The organism is Microbacterium abyssi (genome assembly GCF_015277895.1).
Classification (GTDB): domain Bacteria; phylum Actinomycetota; class Actinomycetes; order Actinomycetales; family Microbacteriaceae; genus Microbacterium; species Microbacterium abyssi.
The window spans coordinates 51,329-62,682 of record NZ_CP063815.1 but is presented as its reverse complement, the minus strand read 5'-3'; the positions used below and the strand labels follow the sequence as shown (position 1 = coordinate 62,682).

The 11,354-nt window shown below is 67.2% G+C and carries 10 protein-coding genes; 8 read left to right on the top strand and 2 right to left on the bottom strand.

Annotated elements, in window-relative coordinates:
• The first annotated feature begins 58 nt into the window (after positions 1–58).
• The 3 genes from IM776_RS00320 (at position 59) to IM776_RS00310 (ending at position 4,929) form a co-directional block, all read left to right on the top strand.
• Complete coding sequence (locus IM776_RS00320) at positions 59–613, top strand: MarR family winged helix-turn-helix transcriptional regulator (RefSeq protein WP_194421122.1); 555 nt, start codon at positions 59–61, stop codon at positions 611–613.
• A 46-nt stretch (positions 614–659) separates the two neighbouring features.
• Positions 660–2,105, top strand: a complete 1,446-nt coding sequence (argG, locus tag IM776_RS00315) for an argininosuccinate synthase (protein ID WP_194421121.1) — start codon at positions 660–662, stop codon at positions 2,103–2,105.
• A gap of 175 nt (positions 2,106–2,280) precedes the next feature.
• Positions 2,281–4,929: a penicillin acylase family protein gene (locus tag IM776_RS00310; RefSeq protein ID WP_194421120.1), complete on the top strand. Its 2,649-nt coding sequence runs from the start codon at positions 2,281–2,283 to the stop codon at positions 4,927–4,929.
• A gap of 3 nt (positions 4,930–4,932) precedes the next feature.
• Here IM776_RS00310 and IM776_RS00305 read toward each other — a convergent pair whose 3' ends face one another.
• Complete coding sequence (locus tag IM776_RS00305; RefSeq protein ID WP_194421119.1) at positions 4,933–5,694, bottom strand: GntR family transcriptional regulator; 762 nt, start codon at positions 5,692–5,694, stop codon at positions 4,933–4,935.
• A gap of 252 nt (positions 5,695–5,946) precedes the next feature.
• Between IM776_RS00305 and IM776_RS00300 the strand changes: the two genes are divergently transcribed.
• Genes IM776_RS00300 through ehuA form a run of 4 tightly spaced genes read left to right on the top strand, consistent with a single transcriptional unit; the run spans position 5,947 to position 9,083 of the window.
• Entirely contained in the window at positions 5,947–6,837 is an 891-nt protein-coding gene (locus IM776_RS00300) for a transporter substrate-binding domain-containing protein (protein WP_194421118.1), read from the top strand.
• 14 nt (positions 6,838–6,851) lie between these two features.
• Positions 6,852–7,610, top strand: a complete 759-nt coding sequence (gene ehuC, locus IM776_RS00295; protein WP_194421117.1) for an ectoine/hydroxyectoine ABC transporter permease subunit EhuC — start codon at positions 6,852–6,854, stop codon at positions 7,608–7,610.
• On the top strand, positions 7,610–8,284 hold the full coding sequence (gene ehuD / locus IM776_RS00290; RefSeq protein ID WP_194421116.1) for an ectoine/hydroxyectoine ABC transporter permease subunit EhuD: 675 nt from the start codon (positions 7,610–7,612) through the stop codon (positions 8,282–8,284). Before ehuC ends, ehuD begins: the two co-directional genes overlap by 1 nt.
• Positions 8,268–9,083, top strand: coding sequence for an ectoine/hydroxyectoine ABC transporter ATP-binding protein EhuA (gene ehuA / locus IM776_RS00285; protein WP_422730923.1), 816 nt, complete (start codon positions 8,268–8,270; stop codon positions 9,081–9,083). The genes ehuD and ehuA overlap by 17 nt, the downstream gene beginning before the upstream one ends.
• 45 nt (positions 9,084–9,128) lie before the next feature.
• Here the strand turns inward: ehuA and IM776_RS00280 are convergent, their stop codons facing one another.
• Entirely contained in the window at positions 9,129–10,496 is a 1,368-nt protein-coding gene (locus IM776_RS00280; protein ID WP_228479817.1) for an MFS transporter, read from the bottom strand.
• A gap of 92 nt (positions 10,497–10,588) precedes the next feature.
• Between IM776_RS00280 and IM776_RS00275 the strand changes: the two genes are divergently transcribed.
• Positions 10,589–11,353, top strand: a complete 765-nt coding sequence (locus tag IM776_RS00275; protein ID WP_228479816.1) for an alpha/beta fold hydrolase — start codon at positions 10,589–10,591, stop codon at positions 11,351–11,353.
• Position 11,354 lies beyond the last annotated feature (1 nt).

The window sequence follows — 11,354 nt, the reverse complement described above, 5'->3', positions numbered from 1 at the left end:
TGCTCCTTTTCTCTCGCCTGGCAAACATTATGCCTAGCGTAACAGCTAGGATGTCATCATGCACGAGTCGACGCGAGGGCGGGGCGAAGAGAAAGAGATCCGGTACTTCGCAACGGATTCCGATCTCATCGACCGCACCGGCCTCTCGGACGCAGACATCGACCAGTGCTACCGCGTCCTCGAGGCGCTGCGGGAGTGGCAGGTCGCATCGCGGGCACTGTCGGAGGCATCCAATCGCTACATGAAGCTCAACGAGAGCGACATGCGAGCGATCCGGATGATGATCCGCGCAGAGGATCAGGACCTGCTCGTCACGCCGAAGGACATCGCGCGAGAAGTCGGGATCTCCAGCGCGTCGACGACGAAACTCGTCGACCGGCTCGTCGCGGGAGGCCACGTCATTCGCGTGCCGCATCCGAAGGACCGCCGCACCACCTGCCTGGAAGTGACGGCGGCCACCCGGAGATCCGCCCATGACACGATCGGGCGCCAGCACGCCAGGCGGTTCTCCTCTGTCGCTGCGATCAGCACCGAAGACCGCGCGGCGGTGATCCGGTTCCTCCGCGGAATGGTGGACGCCGATGCTCCGCAGGGAGAGCTCGCCTCCCCCTGACCCCAGTCCGCAGGGCGACACGCCGCGCGCCGATAGACTGGAGGGCATGTCCAAGGTCCTGCAGTCCCTCCCCGTCGGCGAGCGCGTCGGCATCGCATTCTCCGGAGGTCTCGACACCTCCGTCGCCGTCGCATGGATGCGCGACAAGGGTGCTGTGCCCTATACCTACACGGGCGATCTCGGGCAGTACGACGAGGACGACATCGAGTCGATCCCCGGCCGTGCGCTCGAGTACGGCGCCGAGGCCTCGCGTCTGATCGACTGCAAGACGGCACTCGTCGAAGAGGGCCTGGTCGCGCTGCAGTGCGGCGCGTTCCACATCCGCTCCGGCGGCAAGACCTACTTCAACACCACACCCCTGGGCCGCGCCGTCACCGGCACCATGCTCGTGCGCGCCATGAAGGAGGATGGCGTCGACATCTGGGGCGACGGCTCCACCTACAAGGGCAACGACATCGAGCGGTTCTACCGCTACGGCCTGCTCGCCAACCCGCGCCTGCGCGTCTACAAGCCCTGGCTCGACGCAGACTTCGTCACCGAGCTCGGCGGACGCCAGGAGATGAGCGAATGGCTCGTCGCGCACGGCTTCCCCTACCGCGACTCCGCCGAGAAGGCCTATTCGACCGACGCCAACATCTGGGGTGCCACGCACGAGGCGAAGACCCTCGAGCACCTGGACGTCTCGCTCGAGACCGTCGACCCGATCATGGGCGTGAAGTTCTGGGATCCTTCGGTCGCGATCGAGTCCGAGGACGTCACCGTCACGTTCGAGGGCGGCCGCCCCGTGGCCATCAACGGCGTCGAGTACAGCGACCCCGTGGCGCTGGTGCAGGAGGCGAACACGATCGGCGGGCGCCACGGCCTCGGCATGAGCGACCAGATCGAGAACCGCATCATCGAGGCGAAGTCCCGCGGCATCTACGAGGCTCCGGCCATGGCGCTGCTGTTCATCGCGTACGAGCGACTGGTCAACGGCATCCTCAACGAGGACACCCTCGCGACCTACCACGAGCAGGGCCGGCGCCTGGGCCGCCTCATGTACGAGGGCCGCTGGCTCGAGCCGCAGTCGCTCATGCTGCGCGAGTCGATCCAGCGCTGGGTGGGCCTGACGATCTCCGGCTCTGTCACGATCCGCCTGCGTCGCGGCGACGACTGGACGATCCTCGACACCACCAGCCCGAACCTGTCGTACGGCCCCGAGAAGCTCTCCATGGAGCGCGTCGGCGACGCCGCGTTCGGCCCGGTCGACCGCATCGGACAGCTCACCATGCGCAACCTCGACATCGCCGACTCGCGCTCGCGCCTCGAGCAGTACGCCGGCCTGGGCCTCGTCGGCGGCGCCACCGGCGAGCTCGTCGGACGCGTCACGGCCGGCGAGGCATCCGAGATCACGGATCGCGTCGAGGGCTCGGTCTCCGACACGGACGAGAAGCTCACCCATGCCGTCGACACGGCGTCCGAAGGTGCCGCGTTCGACTCCGGCACCGACTGAGGCCGCCCCCTGCTCCGGCGTCCCTGACACTTTGGGGATCGTCCGGCTCACGCGGTCATCCACATGTCTCCGGGCCGGGAATCCCCTGATCGGTTAGGCTTCCAGGGCGCGGACCCGAAACGCGCTCCGGGATGCGGTGAGACCGAATCCCACTGCCGACCCTGAAAGCTGTGTCATGACGACCGAACCCGTTGACCCTGCCCGCCCGCGCCTGGGTGCCAGAATCGGGCGGATCGCCTTCCTCGTCGTCGCCGGACTCACAGTCATCGCGGTCGCGGCCGCGTTCTTCGTCGTCTGGACGATCCAGCGCTCCTTCCCGCAGACGTCGGGCGAGCTCCAGGTCGACGGTCTGCAGTCGCAGGTAACCGTGCAGCGCGACGCGCTGGGGGTGCCGACCATCACCGCCGACTCCTCCGCCGACCTGTTCTATGCCCAGGGTTACGTGCACGCGCAGGACCGCTTCTTCGAGATGGACTTCCGCCGGCACGTCACCAGCGGCCGCGTTTCGGAGATGTTCGGCGAGTCCCAGGCGGCGACCGACATGTTCCTGCGCACGCTCGGGTGGCGCGACATCGCCGAGCAGGAGGTCGAGGCGCTCGACGACACGAGTCTGGCGTACTACCAGTCCTACGCCGACGGCGTGAACGCCTACCTCACCGAGCACGACGGCGCCGCGGCCTCTCTCGAATATGCCGTTCTCGGCATGCAGAACCCCGACTACGAGATCGAGCCGTGGGAGCCGGCGGATTCCGTCGCCTGGCTCAAGGCCATGGCCTGGGATCTCCGCACCAACATCGAGGACGAGATCGAGCGGGCGATCCTCGTCGCGGAGACCGGGGACGCCACAGCGCCCGACGACAGCCTCGACCTCCTGGAACAGCTCTACCCCGCCTACCCGTTCGACGAGAACCCCGTCATCGTCCCGAAGATCTCCACGGTCCCCGCCGTCGATGCGGGAACGGATGCCGCCACGGCATCCCTCACCGACCCCGGCGACGGCGACGGAATCCAGAACGCCGTCACGACGGTCGAGTGGGCCGAGGCCGACACCGTCATCGAGGCCGCCGGCATGCTCCTCGGCGACGCAGGCGAGGGCATCGGATCGAACTCGTGGGTCGTCTCCGGCGAGCTCACCGAGAGCGGGATGCCGCTGCTCGCCAACGATCCGCACCTCGGGGCAGCCCTGCCGAGCGTCTGGTACCAGGTGCAGCTGCGCTGCTCGACGGTCAGCGAAGAGTGCCCTTTCGATGTCAGCGGCTTCTCGTTCTCCGGCATGCCGGGCGTCGTGATCGGCCACAACGACCGGATCGCATGGGGCTTCACGAACCTCACCACCGACGTGGCGGATCTGTACGTCGAGAGGGTCGACGGCGACCAGTACTGGCGTGACGGCGCTCTCGAGCCGCTCGAGATCCGCGAGGAGACGATCGAGGTGGCGGGCGGCGACGACATCGACCTCACGATCCGATCCACCGTGCACGGCCCGATCATCTCCGGACTCACCGACGACTTCACCGCGATCGCCGAGGGTGAGGTCTGGGCGGACGACACCGACATCCGCCAGGGCGAGACGGATGCCGCGGCCGGCATGTCGGGCGACTACGCCGTGAGCCTGCGCTGGACGGCTCTCGATCCCGGCACCACCGCGCAGGCCCTCTTCGCGATGAACGTCGCGCAGGACTTCGACGGCTTCCGCAAAGCGGCATCCCTCTTCGACGTCCCCGCGCAGAATCTCATCTATGCCGACGTCGACGGCAACATCGGGTATCAGGCGCCGGGCCGACTGCCGATCCGCGGCGCGGGCGACGGCTGGCTGCCGCAGCCGGGCTGGGACAGCGCGTACGACTGGACCGACTACATCCCCTTCGAAGAGCTGCCGGTGGCGTACAACCCGAGCTCCGGCTACATCGTCACGGCGAACAACGCGATCGTCACGGACGACTACGACCACTTCCTCTCGCGCGACTGGGATTACGGCTACCGCGCCGCCCGCATCGCGCACCTGATCGAGCGCAAGGCGGCCGCGGCCCCTCTCACGGCCGCCGACCTGCGCGACATCCAGAACGACAACGAGATGTGGATCGGCAAGAAGCTCGCCACCGTCATGGGCGACGTCGACGTGGAAGGCAAGGGCCCGCAGGAGGCGGTCGCGCTGCTGCGCACCTGGGACGCGCAGAACAACGCCGACTCCCCCGCCGCGGCATACGCCAACGTGCTCTGGTCGAATCTGGTACTGAATCTGTTCGCGAACCGCGAGGAGCCGCTGCCGTACGACAGCCAGGGGCGCCTGTTCACCGTGGTCGACGCGCTGCTCGACGACCCTGCCGACCCGCTGTGGACCAACGAGCAGATCGATGTCTCCGGCATGGAGGAGATGCTCGCCCTCTCTGCCGAGCAGGCCTACGACGAGCTCGTCTCCCTGCAGGGAAACGTCTCCTCGCGCTGGAACTGGGGCAGCCTGCACGCCATCACGCTGACGAACGAGACTTTCGGCTCGTCCGGCATCGCCCCGATCGAGGCTCTGTTCAACCGTGGTCCGTACCCGGTCGGCGGCGGAGCATCCGTCGTCAACGCCACCGGCTGGATGATCGGCGAGTCCTACGCGACCACGACTGTGCCCTCGATGCGCATGGTCATCGACCTGGCGGACTTCGATGCCTCATCGTGGAACCACCTCACCGGTGCGTCCGGCCACGCCTTCCACCCGCACTACGTCGATCAGACCGACAACTGGGCCGCCGGCATCCAGACCGTCTGGGCATACACGCCGGATGCCGTCGACGAGGCGACTGTCGAGACGCTGGTGCTGTCGCCGAGGAAGTAAGGGTCAGCTCTCCTCGGTGAACTCGATCGGCGTCATGGTCGGGATCGCCTCGGTGACGGGGCGCTCGACCGTGTCGATGTTCTCAGCCACGCCGGTCAGTCGTGCGACGGCCTCGGCGAACTGCCGCTCGAGAGCGGAGAACGCCGCCGACGTGTCGCCCGCGGCGAGCGCGTCGAGCAGCTGTCGGTACGTCTCCGAGATCGAACGGCGCACCGTGTAGCCGTTCGGGTCGCTGAAGCTGGCGATGCGCGTCTCGATGACCAGAGTCGACATGTAGTGACTCAGTCGCCTGCTGCCGGCCGAGTCGACGAGCAGCCGGTGGAACTCGATGTCCGCATCGCCGATGGCGACGGCATCCTCGCCCTTGCTGACCTCGACGAGCGTCGCGTAGGCGCGCTCGAGCGGGCCGATGACCGCCGAAGCGCCGGCATTGATGATCAGGCGCGCCGCCTGCGCCTCGATCGCGAGTCGGGCGTCGTAGACATCGGCCACGTGCTCCGGTCCGATGACGCTGACGCGCATGCCACGGCCGGGGGATGCCGTGAGCAGCCCCTCCTGCACGAGGCGCTGCGTGGACTCCCGCAGCGGGCTGCGACTGACGCCGAGCTGTGACGACATCTCGACCTCGCCGATGGGGCTGCCCACCGGAAGGGCGCCCGTGAAGATGGCGTTGCGCAGCTCTGCGGTGATCAGGTCGACGGTCGACGGGCGCGCCACGCGAACCATCGAGATCGGGGTCACCGAGCGCGGAGTGTGTGAGGCCATGTGCATCCCTTCAGCCCGTCGCCGTCCTGTCGTGCGCGAAACAGCGAACATCTCATTGTCGATCCTCCGCGTCCGGATGGCGAAGTCGACCCGGCAATTCAGTCTGCCTCAAGATCACATTTTTGTATACGTGTCGACAATCTGCGCGTCTGACTGTACATCGGCCGACAGGTTCCCTTAGTCTGGGGCACGGTCGAAGGCCGCCCTACGGCGCGCCCGAGAACGTAACCCGATACGGAACGCGAGGACATCATGACCAGGAGAACGACACGAATCGGCATCGCCACTGCGGCGATCGGCACCCTGACCCTGGGCCTTCTGGCCGGATGCGCATCGGGCGGCGGCGAGGACACCGAAGGCATGAACACGCTCGAGAAGGCGCAGGAAGAGGGCAAGATCACTCTCGCGATCGCCTCGGAGCAGCCCTACTCCTGGGTGGAGGACGGCGAGCCCACGGGAGCTACGATCGCCATGCACGAGGAGATCTTCAGCAGCCTCGGCATCGACGAGATCGAGATCGAAGAAGTCGCGTGGGACAACCTCATCCCCGGCCTCAACGCCGGCCGGTGGGACGTCGTGAGCGCCGGCATGTCGATCCTTCCCGATCGCTGCGCCGAGGCCGCGTTCAGCGACCCCGAGATCATGTACACCACGACCCTCGCGGTCCCGGCGGGCAACCCGAAGAACCTCACCGACCTCGACTCCGTCGCTGAAGCAGGCGACGTCAAGCTCGCCGTGCAGTCCGGCGCGATCGAGGACGGCTACGCCAAGGATCTCGGAATCACCAACACCGTCGAGGTCGACTCCGCAAGCGCGGGCCTCGAGGCAGTGCAGGCCGGCCTCGCGGATGCGTTCGCTCTGACTGCGGTCTCGCTTAACTGGATGACCGAGGACATGGACGACCTCGAGACCACCGAGGCCTTCGTGCAGACGATCGACGGTGTCGAGCAGATCGGCGCCGGTGCGACGGTGTTCCGCCAGGACGACACCGAACTGCTCGAGGCGTACAACGAGGAGCTCGCGAAGATCACGGGCGACGAGCAGACCTATCTCGACCTGGTCGAGCCGTTCGGCTTCACCGCGGAGAACCTGCCCCCGGCGGACCTCACCACCGAACAGCTCTGCGCCGGTGAGCTCGGCTGAGTCCATCTCTCTCAGTGGCTGACAACCTCGAAGCGCTCCAGCGGGCGCTGCCCCAGATCCTCGACGGGCTTCTCATCACCCTCGAGCTCACTGTGGGCGGCGCCCTGCTGGCGTTCATCATCGCCATCGCACTCGGGCTCCTCGCCCGGTTCGACAACATCCTGATCCGCGGCTTCGCTCGCGTGGTGATCGAGTTCTTCCGCGGCACGTCGCTGCTCGTGCAGCTGTTCTTCTTCTTCTTCGTGCTGCCGCTGCCGCCGTTCAACATCGAGTTGCCGGCCGTGTTCACCGGTGTCCTCGCGCTCGGCCTGAACTACGGCGCATACGGCGCAGAGGTCGTGCGCGGTTCGATCAACGCGGTCCCGGCCGGCCAATGGGAGGCGACGACGGCGCTCAGCATGTCGCGCACCCAGCGCATGTGGCGGGTGATCTTCCCGCAGGCCTGGGCGCTCATGATCCCCTCGCTGAACAACCTGCTCATCCAGCTGCTGAAGGGCACCGCCGTCGTCTACCTGATCACGATCGTCGATCTGACAGCCGAGCTGAACAAGCTGCGCATTCAGACGGACGTGTTCTTCGCCTACACGCTCGGCCTCATCATCTACTTCGTGATCGCATATCTGCTGTCTCTCATCATGAACGCGCTCGAAGCGCGGGCCAAGCACCGGCTCGGCCAGAGCACGCGGTGGCGCGACGCGGTCGCGACGCCCGACGCCGTCGCCGATCCGGATGCCGTCGCAGCCGACGATGCCAAGCGTGAGGGGGCGGTGTGATGTCCGACGACTCCTTCCCCTGGAACTGGGATCACGCATGGGCCGTGCTGCCCGACATGCTGTGGACCTTCCTCACAGTCACGCTCGTCCTCACGATCGCCGGCAGCGCGATCGCGGCCGTGCTCGGCCTGATCATCGCGCTGATCCGGCGCACCGCTCCGCGCGCCGTCGCCGGGGTGGTCACGTTCGTGATGAATTTCATCCGGATGACGCCGCTCGTGGTCCAGCTGCTGTTCGGCCTGTACGGCCTGCTCGCTCTCGGCATCCAGATCCCGCCGATGATCATCGGCATCGTGATCTTCGGTGTTCACTACGCCACCTACATGGCCGAGGTGTATCGGGCCGGAATCGAATCGATCGCCCCCGGACAGTGGGAGGCTGCGACGGCGCTGTCGATGTCACCTCGCCGCACCTGGACGGCGGTGATCATCCCGCAGGCAGTGCGGGCAACAGTTCCCGCGCTGGGGAACTACGTCATCTCGATGTTCAAGGAGACGCCGTTCGTATCGGTCATCTTCGTCGCCGACATGGTGGCCACCGCGCAGGAGTACGGTGGCGATCACTTCCGCTATGTCGAAGCAATCACTCTCGCCGGCATCCTGTTCCTCGCCGCGAGCTACCCGACCTCCCTGCTCATCGGTCGATTGGAGAAACGTCTTGCCCGAAACGCCTGACACCCACACCGGCGCCATCACACTCAACGACGGCGATGTCCCCGCCATCCGCTTCGACAAGGTCGAGAAGCGCTTCGGCGACCATGTCGTGCTGCACGACCTCGACTTCACTGTGCGCCGCGGGGACCGTGTGACCCTGATCGGGCCGAGTGGCTCGGGCAAGACCACGATCCTGCGGCTCGTCATGACGCTGGAGGAGGCGAACGAGGGATACATCCTCATCGACGGCAAGCCGCTCACTCACTACGAGAAGGACGGCAAGCGGGTCGAGCTGAAGGAGAAGCACAAGAACGAGATGCGCAAGCGCATCGGCATGGTGTTCCAGCAGTTCAACCTGTTCCCGAACATGACCGTGATCGAGAACATCATCGAGGCTCCGGTGCATGTGCTGGGGCTGTCGAAGACCGATGCGATCGAGCGAGGGCGGGCTCTGCTGGAGAAGGTGGGGCTCCCCGACAAGGAGAACGCGCACCCGACGCAGCTCTCCGGCGGACAGCAGCAGCGCGTGGCGATCGCGCGCGCACTGGCCATGGAGCCCGAGATCCTGCTGCTCGACGAGGTCACCAGCGCGCTTGACCCCGAAGTGGTCGGCGAGGTGCTGAACATCCTGCGCGACATCGCCCGCGAGACGGACGTGACGATGCTGATCGTGACACACGAGATGCAGTTCGCGCGGGACGTGTCGAACCGGGTGCTCATGTTCGACAGCGGGCGCATCGTCGAGGAGGGCACCCCCGAGCAGATCTTCAGCAACCCGCAGGAGCAGCGGACCAGGGACTTCCTCTCGGCCGTGCTCTGACGCGAGACGCCGGCTGCCTCACCGGGTTTGGAGCCGCGCAGCCGGTCAGTCGCTCCGCGGCTCCACGGCCGTCGTCGCGCGACGCGCGATCGCGGCGATGCCCAGCGCTGATCCGAGGAAGATCACGGCGAGGAGCACCCAGCCTGCAAGCCCCAGCTCGATTGCCGTCGCGTTGACCAGAATCGGTGCGGCGAGCGCCGAGATGGAGAAGCCCATGCCGAAGACGCCCTGGTAGGCTCCGGCGCGTTCCGGATCCGCCAGCTCGAAGCTGAGTCCCCACGCGCCGGCCTGCGAGAGGACCTCGGCGAACGTGTGGCCGACGGCGGCGATGACGAGCACCACGATCGCGAACCGCGCGGAGAGGCCTGCGGAGAGCGCATAGACGATGCACGCAGCGGCCATCAGCCAGCCGGCGATCATCGTGACGCGGCCCGCGGTGCGGACATCATGGGTGCCGCGCGACATCGGCACCTGGAAGATCACCACCAGCGTGGTGTTCACGATCAGCAGGATCGCGACCATCACCTCCGGGGCGTTCGTGGCGGTGGTGATCCACAGCGGCATCCCGACCTCCGCAACGCCGAACTGCATGCCGAAGATCGCCGAGAGCAGCGACAACAGCAGATATCGCGGGTTGCGCCAGGGCGAACGCCGGTTCCAGTCGCGACGCGACGCCCGCGCGGCCGCCTTGTTCGCCGATGTATCGATCGAACCCGTCTCGGTGCGCACCGGTTCGATGGTCGCGCGGGCGGGCGCGTCGACGCGTGCAGGCAGTCGCAGCAGCGCGAGTGCTCCGACCACGCCCAGAGCGCCGGCGACGACGATGACGGTCCGATACGCCCACGCCGTGCCGCTCGCCAGCGCCACCGCAGCGATGCCGGCGCCGAGCGCGATGGAGAGGTTCGTGACGGTGCGCAACACAGCTCTCGCGTGAACACGTTTGTCGGCGGAGAAGCCGCGGGCGATGATCGCAGAGCGCGCCGAGTGGCCGATGGTGTCGAAGAAGTTCGCCGCGCAGGCGATGGTCAGCGCGCTGAAGAAGTCGCCGACGAAGGCGTAGCCGATCAGGAACAGGCCGCCGAGCGCTTCGAACGCCAGTGTCAGCCGTCGCGCACTCCAGCGATCGGCCAGCCAGCCGCCGAGGAACGACGCAGCCACCCCGAAGCCGCTCGCGGCGGCGAGGACGACGGCGGCCTCGGCGCCGCTTAGTCCGATGATCTGCGTGAAGAAGAGAACAGTGATCGCGAAGAACACACCACGGCCGATGCGCGACACGGCGGTCGCGGTGACGAGTGCCCGCAGGACCGGGTCCGCCATGCTCGTTCGGACCCATACACGCAGCCGCGTGAGGGCGTCTGCTGATCGCGCCTTCTCGATCTGACTCTCATCGGTGGCGGAGTCTTCGGAAAGCACATGCCATCCTCGCATACCTCCGGCGGCCATCCCGTCGGCCGGCCGCCTGCTGCGCCGACGGCGGCGGGCGACTGCTCGGCTACTCTCGGACTGTGCCGCCCTCTCGTCTGCTCGCTCCCGAAGGGGCACCGGCGTCAGTGGTGAGTTTCCGCCACGGGAGTGCGTCGCTCGTGGCGGAATCGTTCGGCGAGGGTGAGCGCGTCTTCGTCCTGCTGCACGGGATCGGCATGGGACGCAGCGTGTTCGTCGACCTGGCCTCGCGCCTGAACGGACGCGTCATCGGCATCGACCTGGCCGGCTTCGGCGAGGCGCCCGAGCCGAAGGCGTTGCTGGGCATGGCCGCGCACGCCGATCTGGTTGCCGCGTTCCTCAGTGCGCACGGCATCCGAGGGGCCGTGATGATCGGACACTCCATGGGCTGCCAGGTTGCCATGGAGATGGCGGTCCGAGCTCCGGAACGCGTCGGCGGGCTCGTCCTCGCCGGCCCCACGGTCGACCCGGCCGGGCGCACTCTGCGGCAGCAGGCATGGCGGATGCTGTGGGACGTCCTGCACGAAAGGCCAGTGGTGATCTGGCGCGGGCTGCGCGAGTACCTCCGCGCCGGCCCTCGCGTCTTCGGCAAGATCCGCGCGATGCTGGATCATCGCCCTGAGGATCTCGGTCCTCGTATCCCCATCCCCGCACTCGTGGTCCGCGGTTCGGACGACGAGGTCGCCCCCGAGCGGTGGACTCGCCGACTCGCCGCCACCATGCAGCGCTCCAGGTATGCGCAGATCCCCGGCTTCCGCCACGAGACGATGATCTTCGACGCGGGACCGGTCGTCGCGCTGATCGACCGCTTCATCGACGAGCTCTGAC